The organism is Pseudorhodoplanes sp. (assembly GCA_032027085.1).
Classification (GTDB): domain Bacteria; phylum Pseudomonadota; class Alphaproteobacteria; order Rhizobiales; family Xanthobacteraceae; genus Pseudorhodoplanes.
The window spans coordinates 4,785,769-4,798,140 of sequence record JAVSMS010000001.1; the positions used below are offsets into that span (position 1 = coordinate 4,785,769).

Here is a 12,372-nt window from a genome sequence, read left to right on the forward strand (position 1 = left end):
CGAGCACGCCGATCCTCGCGGATGAGCGTCTTGATCCTCGGCGACAATAAAGAGAACAAGCACGACGACAACAACATGGCCGATTCGACCAAGCCTCTCCCCGTTCCCCCGCCCCGCGCCGCCGGCGGCATTGCCGCGCGCGCGATGGCGGCCGCGCGCGGAACCCATTTCGGCTATCTCGACGGGCTGAATCCGGAGCAGCGCCTGGCGGTCGAGACGCTGGACGGCCCGGTGCTGGTGCTGGCGGGCGCGGGCACCGGCAAGACGCGCGTCCTCACCACCCGCATCGCGCATATCCTCAATCTCGGCCGCGCGCACCCCTCGCAGATCCTTGCGGTGACCTTCACCAACAAGGCGGCGCGCGAGATGAAGCTGCGCGTCGGCCAGATGGTCGGCGAGATCGTCGAGGGCATGCCCTGGCTCGGCACCTTCCACTCGATCGGCGTGAAGATCCTGCGCCGGCATGCCGAACTCGTCGGGCTGAAGAGCGGCTTCACCATCCTCGACACCGACGACCAGATCCGCCTGATCAAGCAACTCCTGGAAGCGGAAAACATCGACGAGAAGCGCTGGCCCGCGCGCGTCTTCGCCGGCGTGATGGACGGCTGGAAGAACCGCGGGCTGACGCCTGAGCAGGTGCCGGCCGGCGAAGCGATGAGCTTCGCCAACGGGCGCGGCTTTGAGCTCTACAAGGCGTATCAGGAGCGGCTGAAGATTCTGAACGCGGTGGATTTCGGCGACCTCTTGCTGGAGACCATCCGCCTGTTCCGCGAGAACCCGGATGTGCTGCGCGATTATCAGCGGCGCTTCCGCTACATCCTGGTGGACGAGTATCAGGACACGAACGTTGCGCAGTATCTGTGGCTGAGGCTGCTGGCGCAGTCGTCAACCTCGCCATCGCCTTCTGCGTCATCACCGGGCCGACGCGAAGCGTCGAGTCATCGCAAGTCGGATTCATCCGACTTGCGCATTGATGATGCTGAAACTCGGGTAGACCCGAGTTTCGGTGCTCCCGATCAGGCGAGCACTGTGCCCACCACTCGGGATGGCCGGGACAAGCCCGGCCATGACGAAGGAGAGAGAGGCGCGGCGCTCACCTCCCAATCGTCATTGCCGGGCGGAAGGAGCGAAGCGCCGTCTTCGCGCCTGGAGACCCGGCAATCCATCGTTTCGCAAGAGGATGGATCACCGGATCACGACGCACCTGCGGTGCGTCGGCCCGGTGATGACGAAGGAGAGAAAGGCGCGGCGCTCACCTCTCAATCGTCATTGCCGGGCGGAAGGCGCGAAGCGCCGTCTTCGCGCCTGGAGACCCGGCAATCCATCGTTTCGCAAGAAGATGGATCACCGGGTCACGACGCACCTGCGGTGCGTCGGCCCGGTGATGACGAAGAAGGGGAAGCGGTCGTTCCGGGATGCCCCGAAGGGGCGGACCCGGAATCCATAACGACAGACCAAGATTATCATAAAATCGCGGCTCGCGGTCTTGCGCCCGCGCCCGTCGCGCCACACCGCGAAATCGGGGAGAGGGAAAGAGCCGCGAGCGGGGAGAGGGAAAAAGAAATCAAAAACATCTGCTGCGTCGGCGATGACGATCAATCGATCTATGGCTGGCGCGGGGCGGAGGTCGACAACATCCTGCGGTTTGAAAAGGACTTTCCCGGCGCGATCGTCATCCGGCTGGAACGGAATTACCGCAGCACCGGACACATCCTCGCCGCCGCCTCGCATCTCATCGCGCATAACGAAGGCCGGCTCGGCAAGACGCTGCGCACCGAGGACGTGCCGGGCGAGAAGGTGACCGTCACCGGCGCCTGGGATTCGGAAGAGGAAGCGCGCGCGATCGGCGACGAGATCGAGGAATTGCAGCGCGCAAAGCATCCGCTCAACGAGATCGCGATCCTGGTGCGCGCCTCGTTCCAGATGCGCGAATTCGAGGACCGCTTTGTCACCCTCGGCCTGCCCTATCGCGTGATCGGCGGCCCGCGCTTCTATGAGCGGGCGGAAATCCGCGACGCCCTCGCCTATCTGCGCGTGGTCAACTCCGCCAGCGACGATCTCGCCTTCGAGCGCATCGTCAATGTGCCGCGGCGCGGGCTCGGCGACGCCACCCTGCAGCAGCTTCACGATTATGCGCGCGCCCGCCGCATCCCGCTGTTCGAGGCGGCGCGCGCGATGATCGAGACCGATGAACTCAAGCCCAGGCCGCGCGGCTCATTGCGCGACCTTGTCACCTCGTTCGAGCGCTGGCGCGCGCAGAACGAGACCATGCCGCATGACGAACTCGCCGAGATCGTGCTCGATGAGTCCGGCTACACCGCGATGTGGCAGAAGGACCGCTCCGCCGACGCCGCCGGCCGGCTGGAGAACCTGAAGGAGCTGATCCGCTCCATGCAGGATTTCGAGAACCTCGCCGGCTTCCTCGAACACATTTCGCTGGTGATGGACCGCGACGGCGAAGGGCTCGACGACGCGGTCAACATCATGACGCTGCATTCGGCCAAGGGGCTGGAATTCGACACCGTGTTCCTGCCCGGCTGGGAGGAAGGCCTGTTTCCGCATCAGCGCGCGCTGGACGAAAGCGGGCGCGCGGGACTTGAGGAAGAGCGGCGCCTGGCGCATGTCGGGCTGACGCGTGCGCGGAGGCGCGCCAAGCTCTATTTCGCCACCAACCGCCGCATGCATGGCTTGTGGAATTCGACCATCCCCTCGCGCTTCCTCGACGAATTGCCGGAGCAGCATGTGGAGGTGACCGAGAGCAAATCGAGCTTCGGCGGCGCGGCCTATGGCGGCATGGGCGGCGGCTATGGCCCCTCGCGCTTTGACTCGTTTGCGCCGTCGGGCTCGTCCTATTCCACGCCCGGCTGGCAGCGCGCGCAGAAACGCCGCGCGCGCGAGGACGATTTCGGTTTCGGGGATGAGGGCTCCGAATACGACACCGAGGCGCGCTTCATCGATGAGGACACAGGCGGCGCCGCGCGCTCGGCGAAGTCCCCTCCCCCCTTGTGGGGGAGGGATAGGGAGGGGGGCCGTGCGGGCTCCCACTCAGCGCGCAAGACAGGCACAAGCAAAGGCCGCTTCGCCGCGCGCCGCGAACCGCTGACCATCGAGGGCGAGCTGGTCGCCAAATCCACCGGCACCTCGCAATTCACAGTCGGCGACCGGGTTTTCCACATCAAGTTCGGCAACGGCAACGTCACCTCAATCGACGGCAACAAGCTGACGATCCAGTTCGACAAGGCGGGCGAGAAACGCGTGGTGGATAGTTTTGTCGAGAGGGTGTGAGGGCAAATCACATAGTGCGCTCACACTTGCCCGCACCTATCACACATACTCAGGTCTTCCAGGCATCCCACAGCTGCAACAGTAGCCCCACGAAGATCAAGCAAAGCGCTAAACCCGACATTATCCGATAGTGGCGCCTTTTCTCATCAGCACCACCATCGTCACCCCCCTCGAGGGTGATGAAAGTCTTGCTCTCAAATTCAAAATTTGGCTGCGGCGGCCCCCAAACGAAAATCATTAGAACGCCAACTGCTTCAACTATAAGTCCCACCACAGTCAGTGATTGACCAAACATAAGCCCCTCCCCTGTCAAGTGGCCAGCCAGCAATTCGCTTAGTTATCTCCCACAACTACTTACTTAACAGGCGAATATGGTCCGCGGCGAAATTCGCCATCCTTACTGACGAGAGTCCTTCGGAAAACGCCTCATCAATATTCTTTCCCCGCACCACAGCGTCATAAAATCCACGGGTAAACGCTATCGCAGCATCATCCTCAATCGTCTCTCCCATTCCAATCGTAAACGGGGAAATCGATTCATTAAGATTCTTCACTGAATCGCAGGCATTCAAAATGACTGCCTTAATTGACTTTTGTCGATCCAGCAATTCGGCGACCGCTTTCAGCGAAACCTTTTCCGCGTTTCCATGTTCATTTTCAAATAGCAAACTATCGCCATCTGAGTGACCCGCGAAATGAATTAAGTCATAGCTCCCATCCAGCAGCCTTCTTCGAAAATCAGTGGGCGTTGCAGCGGGAAGATGATCGACCGACACTTTGATCGTTTTTGCATCCTTCGTGCTTTCCTGCAAAACCCGCAATTCGCCATTTACTCGCAGGGCATCGCTATCCATCGGACTGCAAGCTACGAAAAGGACGCGAATGGTATCCAGAATATCACCCAATTCACCAACCAGGCCCTCAGTGCCTCTAATTTCAGATTTGAAATCGTTGTCCAAATCTTTCCATGCAGCACGAAGATCGGAACGCAGCGCATCTAAATCTAACGACTTCCTCTTTGTGCCCGCCTCTTGAACGCTATTACTTACTCGTATCGCCTCTGTTCGTAGTGTATCGGCAAGCTCAGGTCGCGTCTTTTCCACCGCGCTCGAAATTCTTAAACACAGAGCCACGATGGCCCTGTTTGTATCACCGCGATCAAATGGCAGCTTAGTGCTCAGACCTTCGTGCCCGCCCAAACTTTCGAGAACTTGATGAGCAACTCTTCTGCCCTCTTGAGAGAACTCGGCAGGAGACTGCATGAACGGCTGTTCGTTTTGACCAATCCGCAATTCTTTAGCCATGCGCCCGATCGTTGCCGCCGGCACAGCAGGGCAGGAGCACACTTTGGAACCGCATTGGCCGCATAGCCCTGGATACCTTGACAGGAATTCTGACTCAAAATCGAATTTCTCACCGTCTTGTGCCAACCTAATGGAGTGTTCGTTCGCTATCCCCATCAAGTATGAAAATGTATCGGCAGCTTCTCCGAGAAAGTATCGAGGATGAACTTCGAAAACGCGAACAGCTTCGGCAAGCTCTCCTAATTCCTCTAACAATCCGATTGTGCTCCGACCATGCTCTTCTAAGGATCGCGGATATATTTTTTGGAACATTTCCTGCCAATCGTTCAGCCCCACAGGCCTCGTTTCCCAATTGGCCTCAAAGTATTTTGCAAGTTCGTCGTGGTTTACTGTCGGACTTGTCCCTTTTACCAGTTTGCAATCTGCTTCTCGGTGTGGAGCTGAACGACAATAAGGACAAACTCTCGGAAATTTTCTGAATACAAGTTCTTCTACACTTCGAATGCGCATTTTAGCGAGCAATGGAAAGTACCAGCCCAGCGCCTTGCATAACGCATCGGTTACATCGAGGCCCTCTCGCTTTTTTTTCCGATCATGAATTGTGAGCATTCCGCACACCTCTACGAAGTGTGCAAACGTGGCAGTACTAGTACGAGACATATTCTTGTCTGCGTAAATGTACGCCACCATTTGATATAGCTCGTCGAGCCGTAATGCCATGCGATCCCCCAAGCGAAGGCCGCCTAGCTTAATTTAATACCACCAGGAAACACAACCTTAAGGCGAGATTGCCCACGTCTGCGTACCGGCGAAATGGCGCACGACGCCGACTGACAAAGTCGGCGCTCTCACGCAGAGCATCCTCGAACGAAGCTGCAGCGCCCGATCCTCAGCCTATACGGCCCAGCCGAATAATCCACAAACGACTGTGGTTATTTCGGGCGTGGTATCGATGAGGACGACACGCCCCTTGGAGAGGTCGAACGCAACGCGCACGCCGGAAGGGGTGAACTACGACCGTGCCAACGCGCACTCCGCGTGGCGCGAACCGCTGACCATCGAGGGCGAGCTGGTGGCCAAATTCACCGGCACCTCGCCGTTCAGCGTGGGCGACCGTGTGTTTCACATCAAGTTCGGAAACAGCAGCATCACCCGCCATCGACGGCAACAAGCTGACCATCCAGTTGGACAAGGCGGGCGAGAAGCGCGTGGCGGATCGTTTTGTGGAGAGGGTAGACTGAGGATCAATAACCCCTAGACGCGCTCTTAATGATTGGAGATATTCGAACCCACACGTTACGCGTGCAGGGGACGCCATGGTTGATTACAGCCGATACGGCCTAGGAATTCCATTACCCGTCAAACGCAAAGTGTTCGTCAGCTATCACCACGGCGGCGATCAATACTATTACGACGATTTCTCGCGCCACTTTGATGAGAACTATCAAATTCTCAGAGACAATTCGTTGGAAAGAAAGGTGCAAAGCGATGACGTTGAGTACGTCATGCGCCAAATCAGAGAGAATTATGTCTCCGGTAGTTCCTGCACAATCGTTTTGTGCGGCACGCAAACACCCTTCCGCAAATATGTCGACTGGGAGATCTCGGCCACCCTGGATAAGCAGCACGGACTGATTGGAGTAAAGCTTCCAACACTCCAAGTCGTAAACAATGGCTGCGCGAAACCTGAAAGATTGCAAGACAACTTAGATAGTGGTTACGCGGTCTGGACTTGGTGGGAATCCATAATCTCTCAACCCGCCGAGTTTGCCAAATTAATCGAACAGGCGAACAACAAATCAAAAGAGCTGATCGTTAATACGCGCGCTCGCCGTTTAAGGAATGGCTAGTTCAATGGTTTCAACTACGCCATTTCTTTCTGTATATGTTGCTTGGCATCCCAAATTTGCTATCGGCGAAAAAATCGCCGAAGCACTTCACAGCCACTTCCGACGCAACTTGCTAACTAATGTTGCAGGTGGAGCGGGCGTCAGTGTGATTTTTCGATCGACCCCGATCGAAACCCTAGCTACCCCATTGAAAATCGACTTTCAGGATTCCGCCGCCACCGCTGTGGTTGTTCTTGTTGACGAAAACCTCAACAACGATCCGGCATGGATTCAATATGTTGATGAGTTGGCCCAAAATGCTGAAAAATTTGGCCTTCGGGCGCGAGTCTTTCCTGTTGCCATGTGCGAGAATGCATACAAAACAGGAAAATCTGTGCGAGAACTAAATTTCATAAGGTGGGATGGTTGGTTCGGCGACTCACTAGAAGACAAACAACGGAAGCTCGCATTTCAGCTTACTTATCAGTTTTGTCGAATGTTGCGCGTATACCTAACGCATTTGGAACATCCTGATAAAAATCCTGACGAGCTAACTGTCTACCTTGAGAGAGTCAGAATTTTCATAAGTCACTCAAAGCATGATGACTACGGCGAGAAAATATCCAAGAAAATATGTGATAGCATTTCGTCGGAAAACGACCTCGACAGCTTCTTCGACGTAACGAACATCCCGCCCGGCGTGCAGTTCTCAACGGTCATAGGTCACAACATAAAACTTAGCGCTGTTGTCGCAGTCCATACTGACAGTTTTTCTTCCAGGGAATGGTGTCGGCGCGAGGTATTAACGGCTAAACGACATAACGTGCCATTCGTAGTGGCCAATTGCATCACAGACTTCGAAGAAAGGGGTTTCCCATACATGGGAAATGTCCCCGTAATCCGAATGGAGCCCGAAGCAGATCACCGCATCTCATTTGTAATCGCGCGGCTTATGGATGAGGTCTTGCGAGCCTTCTTGTGGAAATGTCGCATTCACATCGCTAGGTCCTCATTACCCGCCAATATCCAGTTCCTTCCTAGAGCCCCAGAGCTGATTTCACTTGTGACTTTGCTAAGGGATAATAAAGCAACACCAGTCGACACCGTAATTTACCCTGATCCGCCACTTGGATACGAAGAACTAGACTTATTCGAGTCGCTTTCAAGCAACCTCCAACTGCGGAGCTACACACAGTGGCTCGCTTTGCAATCTCTGTAGCTTGCTATGCAAGATCGGCTTTTTCTCAACGACGCAAGAATTGCACTGTCAATATCGGATTCCCCTGATCTACTTTCCCGCGGCCTTGGCAAGGCTCATCTTCGCGATGTTGCCGTCGAAATTGCTCGCTATCTAATGAGTGCCGGCGCGCACCTGCTTTATGGTGGTGATCTGCGGACACAGGGATATACTGAAGTACTTTGTGAGATCGCTGCACGACATCACAAACTCAATCCTGACAACACAGTTTCATTTACAAATTATCTTGCTTGGCCGACATACGCGGATTGGGGCGAAGACGAATTTTCAGCGCTGTTTAAAGCAACCGGGCGGCATGCCGAGTTTATATTTCTTTCGCCCTCTGGAGCGGGCATAAACATTCTAGCGGATCGCACGGATTGGCCAAGAAATTGGGCTTTGGGCTTGTCTTCAATGAGAAGAGTTATGACGTCAGATAGCGACGCTCGAATTTCATTGGGTGGAGCAATTTCAGGCTATAAAGGTCGCATTCCGGGCGTTGCTGAAGAAGTATCGCTGGCACTTGAAGCATCTAAGCCGGTCTTTTTAGTGGGCGGCTTTGGCGGCTGCTCACGCGACATCGCTCAAGAGCTAAATCTTACTGAAGCCGACCCAGTCGAGCGAAACTGGGAAGGCCGGAACCTTTTTAGGGGTCTGACTTATAGGCAACTCAACAATGGGTTGGCTCAAAGCGAAAACAGACGCCTTGCTGAAACACCACATACGGATGAGATAGTTGCACTGATCTTGCGCGGGTTTCATAGGCTTAGCTTAGGAATCGCAGCCGATTAATTGCGAAACCATTGTGCATTGTTGGCCTACATAGTGCTACCCTCCCCACATCATGATGAAACGCGAGACCTTCGAGATCGCTCCATCTACGTGCCGGTGAAAAGGCGCGCAACCCTGGAGCCGACGAAGGTCGACACGCTGGCGCGTGGATGCAATGGCCACTGCCTTGTAGTTGCAATTTCTGGCTCTGACCGTCAGATTCCAGAACTTGGGATGAACCGACGGAAGGCTGGGATTAATTGCCGGCGGACGACAGTAAAATCGGGACGGACTGGAGCGATGACGAACTGGACGCCATCGTCGCCGACTACTTCGCCATGCTGGAGGCGGAGCTTTCCAAGCGACCCTATGTGAAAAGGCGCCACAATGCGGCGCTCCAAGAGAAGATTGGCCGGACCCAGGGCGCGATCGAATTCAAGCATCAGAATATCTCGGCTGTCCTCGAAGAACTGGGCGAGCCGTGGATTCCTGGCTACAAGCCGATGCGGAATTATCAGGAAGCCATTTTCCCGGCCATCGAGCGCTATCTTTCGAGGAATCCGGCCGTCCCCTACGAACAATTGCCGCCGGCCGTGCTGCACGCCGCCGAAGACTCCGGGAACATGCTGCTCGACCCGACGGGCGTGTTCATCGAACCTCCTGCACCGGCAGAAAGGATTCATCGCCCGCCGGCGCTTGAGCGCCTTGTGAGAAAGTTCGATCCCGTGGAGCGGGACCACCGCAATCGCAAACTGGGCAAGGCCGGCGAGGAATTTGTCCTCCAGATCGAGCGCAAGCGGCTTCAGACTCTCGACCGCCCCGATCTTGCGCGAAAAATCCGCTGGGTTTCAGCAGAGGACGGCGACGGCGCGGGTTACGACATCCTGTCCTTCGAGCCGAACGGCCAGGAACGTCTGGTCGAGGTCAAGACGACCAACGGTTCGGCGAAAACGCCCTTCTTCCTGACGCGCAACGAGCATGCGGTGGCAAACGAACGCGCCGCGAGCTGGCAGCTTTATCGGTTGCATCTGTTTGCACAGACGCCGCGCATCTTCACGATCAAGCCGCCGCTGGAAGCGCACCTGCACCTCCATCCGCAAGCCTGGCGGGCCTCGCTGCGGTGAGTCATCGGCCCTTCCCGGCGCGCTCACCCCTGATCCTTCCACGCCCCGTATTTTTTCATCCAATAGCCCCAGGCCAGCGCGATCACGACGCCGACGACCAGCATCGTGGCGACGCGCGCGGTGCCGTAATCGCCGTTCCACCACAGCATGAAGGCGGTCCAGAAAATCGCGAACAGCGCGATCATGAAGATCTGGCGCTGATTGAATGGCATGGTCCCCTCCCCCGCTTCCGGCCGCGAACGTCACATGCCGGACGAGGCCTGTCCACATGCCGGCTGGTCGCAGGCGCCGTGCGGACGTCGCCTTCGCGCGACCTGATGGAAGCCGCGAAATATTGAATATTTGACTTTAGAGCCCCATTGGGGTACTTTCCCGCCATGCCGCGCCGCCCCGTTTCGGTGATTGAACTCGCCGGTTATCGCAGGCGGGCGGACGAATTGCTGACGGCGGAGGAGCAGGCGGCGGTCGTCGATCTCGTCGCCTATGAGCCGACCTGCGGCGACCTCATCCCCGGCACCGGCGGTCTGCGCAAAGTGCGGGTCGGACGCAGCGGACAGGGCAAGCGTGGCGGCGCGCGCGTCGTCTATTATTTCTATGATGCGGATTTTCCGATCCTGCTGCTGGCACTCTATGCCAAGAACCAGAAGGGCGACCTGACGGCGGCGGAGAAGAAAGAGTTTGCGGCTTTTGCGAAGGAGACAGTGCGGCAATGGACGGCAAGACAAAGAAGAAGGTGACGCGGCGCAAGACCCCCTCGCTCGCCGACGACATTCGCGCGAGCTTTCAGGAGGCGCTGGCGCTCGCCTCCGGCAAGCGCACGAAAGCCAAGGTGCGTCGCGTGACGCCGCGCGAGACCGACGCACGGCAGGCGCGGCTCAAGCTCGGACTGACGCAGCGCGAATTCGCGAGCTTCATTGGCACGGGAGTGGGCACCGTGCGGAAATGGGAACTGGGCACGCGGCGGCCCTCGGGCGCAGCACGCACACTGATCGAGGTGATCAAGACCGAGCCGAAGGCCGTGCGGCGCGCGATGAACAAGCAGATGGCGTCCTAACATGTTCGGCCGCATCACATACTGCGTGATGGAATCGGCAGGCTGGTGCCTCTGCGAACTGGCCTTCAAGACAGATTGCCGAGGCCCCTTCGCGCTGGCCTATCGCGCAGGCTGCTGGTGCTACGGCAGGGCGGAGGATTTTTGATCCAATGATGGATTGCCGGGTCAAGCCCGGCAATGACGACGGTGAGTTGTTGGCAGCAACAACCATGCTAGGCTCGCGACCACCATGATGAAACGCGAGACCTTCGAAATCGCCCGCATCTATGTGCCGGTGAAACGCCGCGCGAGCCTGGAGCCGGACAAGGTCGAAGCGCTGGCGCAGGACATTCTCGCGAACGGCCTGAAGAATCCGATCCTGGTGCGGCCGGACGGCGAGCGCTTCGTCTTGGTCGAGGGGCTGCACCGGCTGGAAGCGGCGAAGGCGCTGGGCGAGACGACGATCGCCGGCTACCGCGTCGCCGCGCGCAAGCACTAGGGCGCAAGCACCAGGGAGCCTGCACAATTCACAGAGAGTGCGCGGCAAATGCATGTCAATCTGCCGTCACCCCGTTAGCGGCGCATATGCCATGCCGGCGCGTCCGGCGCCTGACGCGGCGCGCGGCCTATCATTCTGCCCGCTGTGCGCGCCGCGCCTGCAACACGCAGGCCCCGCAACGCAGGCCCCGCAACAAATGCCGCGCTGCGGCGTTAGCGCGTCAGGCGAGCATCCGGGAGGCCGACATGGACGGCTTGAAGCTGCTGCTGACGTTCGGAGCGATGGCGCTGGTCTGCGTGGCGGCGGCGGTGCTCGCCGGCGTTGTGGTCGACCAGCTTCCGGCGATCCATGATTATTTCAGCCTGCTGGTGTTCTTCGGCACGGCGGCGCTGCTGCTGGTCGTCGCCTGGCCGCTGGCGGTGCGCCTGACCGAGCCGCGGCACGCCCCGCGCTCGCAGTAAAGCCGCACGGCAACGGCCTTATCGCCTGCAACCGGACGCGCGCTTCATTGCCGCGAACGTGATCGGGCTTTCGTTGCCGGCGCGGCGGGCGCGGGCGTAGCGTCGCATCACGCAAGCGCCGGGGCTTTCGCGCCGCGGCGGATGTCACAACAGCGCAAAGGAGAAGCGACCATGCAACAGCAACGCCTTGCCGGTACCGTCCTCGTCCTCGCCGCCCTCGCGCTGGCTGTGCCCTCGCCCGCGCGCGCGCAAGGTTACGGTCCCGGCATGATGGGGCCGGGCTACGGACCCGGCATGATGTACGGACAGGGCTATGGCCCCGGCCGCGGCATGATGGGCTATGGCGGCGGCATGATGATGGGCGGCGGCATGATGGGCGGCTGTCCGATGTTCGGGCAGGACGGGCCGGGCACGGCTTTCGTCGACGGGCGCATCGCCTTCCTGCGCGCCGAGCTCGGCATCACCGAGGAGCAGAAGGCGGCCTTCGACGCCTATGCCGAGGCGATCAAGGCGAATGTCCAGAGCATGCAGGGCATGTGGCAGCAGATGAAGGCGGTGTGGGAGGCGAAGACCGCGCCCGAGCGGTTCGACGCGCATCTGTCGGCGATGGAAGGCCGCATCGCCGCGCTGAAGGCGGCGAAGCCCGCGCTCGACAAGCTCTATGCCTCGCTCAGCGACGCGCAGAAGAAGAAGGCCGACGGCATTATCACCGGCATGGGCTGCATGATGTGAGGCGGGCGGACGCGTCACCGGGTCTTGCCTACGCCAAATGAGGTAGGGCGCAGGGCACAAACCTGCCCCGAGAAAAACGGGCACGGCCGCGCCCGGC

General features: G+C 58.5%; 13 protein-coding genes and 1 pseudogene. 11 read left to right on the forward strand and 3 right to left on the reverse strand.

Annotated elements, in window-relative coordinates; translation table 11 throughout:
• Window positions 1–75 precede the first annotated feature (75 nt).
• Entirely contained in the window at window positions 76–3,285 is a 3,210-nt protein-coding gene (locus RO009_23525) for an ATP-dependent helicase (protein MDT3688001.1), read from the forward strand.
• Between the two features lie 49 nt (window positions 3,286–3,334).
• Here the strand turns inward: RO009_23525 and RO009_23530 are convergent, their stop codons facing one another.
• Both RO009_23530 and RO009_23535 read right to left on the reverse strand, forming a co-directional pair.
• Window positions 3,335–3,580, reverse strand: a complete 246-nt coding sequence (locus RO009_23530; protein MDT3688002.1) for a hypothetical protein — start codon at window positions 3,578–3,580, stop codon at window positions 3,335–3,337.
• Window positions 3,581–3,635: 55 nt separating this feature from the next.
• Window positions 3,636–5,309, reverse strand: coding sequence for a CHAT domain-containing protein (locus tag RO009_23535; protein MDT3688003.1), 1,674 nt, complete (start codon window positions 5,307–5,309; stop codon window positions 3,636–3,638).
• Window positions 5,310–5,643: 334 nt separating this feature from the next.
• Between RO009_23535 and RO009_23540 the strand changes: the two are divergent.
• From RO009_23540 to RO009_23560, 5 genes and pseudogenes are all read left to right on the forward strand, one after another.
• A pseudogene (locus RO009_23540) lies at window positions 5,644–5,830 on the forward strand (hypothetical protein).
• Between the two features lie 75 nt (window positions 5,831–5,905).
• On the forward strand, window positions 5,906–6,439 hold the full coding sequence (locus RO009_23545) for a TIR domain-containing protein (protein MDT3688004.1): 534 nt from the start codon (window positions 5,906–5,908) through the stop codon (window positions 6,437–6,439).
• 4 nt (window positions 6,440–6,443) lie between these two features.
• The gene (locus RO009_23550) at window positions 6,444–7,637 is read left to right on the forward strand and encodes a toll/interleukin-1 receptor domain-containing protein (GenBank protein MDT3688005.1); all 1,194 of its coding nucleotides are present in this window, start codon (window positions 6,444–6,446) and stop codon (window positions 7,635–7,637) included.
• 6 nt (window positions 7,638–7,643) lie between these two features.
• Entirely contained in the window at window positions 7,644–8,447 is an 804-nt protein-coding gene (locus RO009_23555) for a hypothetical protein (protein ID MDT3688006.1), read from the forward strand.
• Window positions 8,448–8,686: 239 nt separating this feature from the next.
• The gene (locus RO009_23560) at window positions 8,687–9,550 is read left to right on the forward strand and encodes a DUF3883 domain-containing protein (protein MDT3688007.1); all 864 of its coding nucleotides are present in this window, start codon (window positions 8,687–8,689) and stop codon (window positions 9,548–9,550) included.
• 23 nt (window positions 9,551–9,573) lie between these two features.
• On the opposite strand, the gene RO009_23565 is transcribed toward RO009_23560, so the two are convergent.
• Window positions 9,574–9,762, reverse strand: coding sequence for a hypothetical protein (locus RO009_23565; protein MDT3688008.1), 189 nt, complete (start codon window positions 9,760–9,762; stop codon window positions 9,574–9,576).
• Between the two features lie 165 nt (window positions 9,763–9,927).
• Between RO009_23565 and RO009_23570 the strand changes: the two genes are divergently transcribed.
• The 5 genes from RO009_23570 to RO009_23590 all read left to right on the forward strand — a co-directional run bounded on the left by RO009_23570 (window position 9,928) and on the right by RO009_23590 (window position 12,275).
• Window positions 9,928–10,287 (forward strand): type II toxin-antitoxin system RelE/ParE family toxin, encoded by a 360-nt coding sequence (locus RO009_23570; GenBank protein ID MDT3688009.1) that lies wholly within the window; start codon window positions 9,928–9,930, stop codon window positions 10,285–10,287.
• Complete coding sequence (locus RO009_23575) at window positions 10,260–10,604, forward strand: helix-turn-helix domain-containing protein (protein ID MDT3688010.1); 345 nt, start codon at window positions 10,260–10,262, stop codon at window positions 10,602–10,604. The genes RO009_23570 and RO009_23575 overlap by 28 nt, the downstream gene beginning before the upstream one ends.
• 229 nt (window positions 10,605–10,833) lie before the next feature.
• Window positions 10,834–11,082: a ParB N-terminal domain-containing protein gene (locus tag RO009_23580; GenBank protein MDT3688011.1), complete on the forward strand. Its 249-nt coding sequence runs from the start codon at window positions 10,834–10,836 to the stop codon at window positions 11,080–11,082.
• 245 nt (window positions 11,083–11,327) lie between these two features.
• On the forward strand, window positions 11,328–11,543 hold the full coding sequence (locus RO009_23585) for a hypothetical protein (GenBank protein ID MDT3688012.1): 216 nt from the start codon (window positions 11,328–11,330) through the stop codon (window positions 11,541–11,543).
• A gap of 171 nt (window positions 11,544–11,714) precedes the next feature.
• A complete protein-coding gene (locus RO009_23590) occupies window positions 11,715–12,275 on the forward strand; it encodes a Spy/CpxP family protein refolding chaperone (GenBank protein MDT3688013.1) in 561 nt (186 codons plus the stop codon).
• The last annotated feature ends 97 nt before the right edge of the window (window positions 12,276–12,372 follow it).

Coding starts and splice junctions, on each gene's coding strand:
- RO009_23580 (MDT3688011.1), top strand. CDS start 10,834: ATGATGAAACGCGAGACCTTCGAAATCGCCCGCATCTATGTGCCGGTG.
- RO009_23545 (MDT3688004.1), top strand. CDS start 5,906: ATGGTTGATTACAGCCGATACGGCCTAGGAATTCCATTACCCGTCAAA.
- RO009_23575 (MDT3688010.1), top strand. CDS start 10,260: ATGGACGGCAAGACAAAGAAGAAGGTGACGCGGCGCAAGACCCCCTCG.
- RO009_23570 (MDT3688009.1), top strand. CDS start 9,928: ATGCCGCGCCGCCCCGTTTCGGTGATTGAACTCGCCGGTTATCGCAGG.
- RO009_23530 (MDT3688002.1), bottom strand. CDS start 3,580: ATGTTTGGTCAATCACTGACTGTGGTGGGACTTATAGTTGAAGCAGTT.
- RO009_23565 (MDT3688008.1), bottom strand. CDS start 9,762: ATGCCATTCAATCAGCGCCAGATCTTCATGATCGCGCTGTTCGCGATT.
- RO009_23555 (MDT3688006.1), top strand. CDS start 7,644: ATGCAAGATCGGCTTTTTCTCAACGACGCAAGAATTGCACTGTCAATA.
- RO009_23525 (MDT3688001.1), top strand. CDS start 76: ATGGCCGATTCGACCAAGCCTCTCCCCGTTCCCCCGCCCCGCGCCGCC.
- RO009_23550 (MDT3688005.1), top strand. CDS start 6,444: ATGGTTTCAACTACGCCATTTCTTTCTGTATATGTTGCTTGGCATCCC.
- RO009_23535 (MDT3688003.1), bottom strand. CDS start 5,309: ATGGCATTACGGCTCGACGAGCTATATCAAATGGTGGCGTACATTTAC.
- RO009_23585 (MDT3688012.1), top strand. CDS start 11,328: ATGGACGGCTTGAAGCTGCTGCTGACGTTCGGAGCGATGGCGCTGGTC.
- RO009_23590 (MDT3688013.1), top strand. CDS start 11,715: ATGCAACAGCAACGCCTTGCCGGTACCGTCCTCGTCCTCGCCGCCCTC.